Below are 826 nucleotides of genomic sequence, written 5' to 3'. Positions count from 1 at the left end.
ACTCTCCCAAACCATATCGCTCAATTGCCAGTTTTTCAACTGGAGGCGTGAATTGAGCGTCGATTTCAGGGGTATTCCCACGTGCATCGATACGGTACCAACCATAGTCAGGCAGATGCACAGCGTTTAGTGCATGCAAACAAAAGCTAGGGGTGTCATCGAGACGTACACGTTGATAGCATATCGCAGTCGGAATTTGATTCGCTCTAAGTAAAGCAGCCAATAAGTGGCTTTTTGCGTAACAAAAACCTGTTCCGTGTTCAAGCACCTGAGAAGCTGAAACCGTCACCGGATTCAACCGGTAATCCCAACTGTGTTTTATTTCATCACGCACAAACCCAAAACACCTTTGGGCGATTACGTAGCAATCTTGCCTTCCTTGCGCTAACAAACTTGCCTGACGTTGCACGGCTTCGTGCCGCCAATCGATATAGGGGCAAGCCTGCAGATAAGCTTCCATTTCGTGACTACCTATTATTCTCTTCTGAGCGGAGAATTCTATAACATCAGCTACACCCTGCAAAAGGAAGCAAACCGCAAAATGGTAATATTCTATGAGGTAGCAATTTCTATTATTCGTGGGCAGAGGCCTCCGAGCCTCGCTAGCGGTTTAGCACGGTGGCAGATTCTAGCGAGGGGTGAAACCCTCTGTTTACGGGTATGATTAGAGTGTATTGATGAAGCTATCTATTCTGGCATTCACCTCATCTGCTTGCTCGGCAAATACCATATGACTGCCACCCGGTATAAGAGCCAGACTTGCATTAGCTAAAGCCTTCTTGAGGTAGTCAGCGTATTTGGGCGGGGTCATAATATCCTGATCACC

At 47.1% G+C, this 826-nt stretch carries 1 protein-coding gene; it reads right to left on the bottom strand.

Annotated features, from left to right (window positions below; all coding sequences use genetic code 11):
• On the bottom strand, window positions 1-460 hold a 460-nt coding region (locus tag A3763_RS12095; RefSeq protein WP_068760067.1), incomplete at its 3' end, for a transglutaminase family protein.
• Between the last annotated feature and the right edge of the window lie 366 nt (window positions 461-826).

The sequence above is a fragment of the Oleiphilus sp. HI0128 genome (assembly GCF_001635365.1).
The sequence above is the reverse complement of the archived record's forward strand: the minus strand, read 5'-3'. Positions and strand labels throughout refer to the sequence as shown.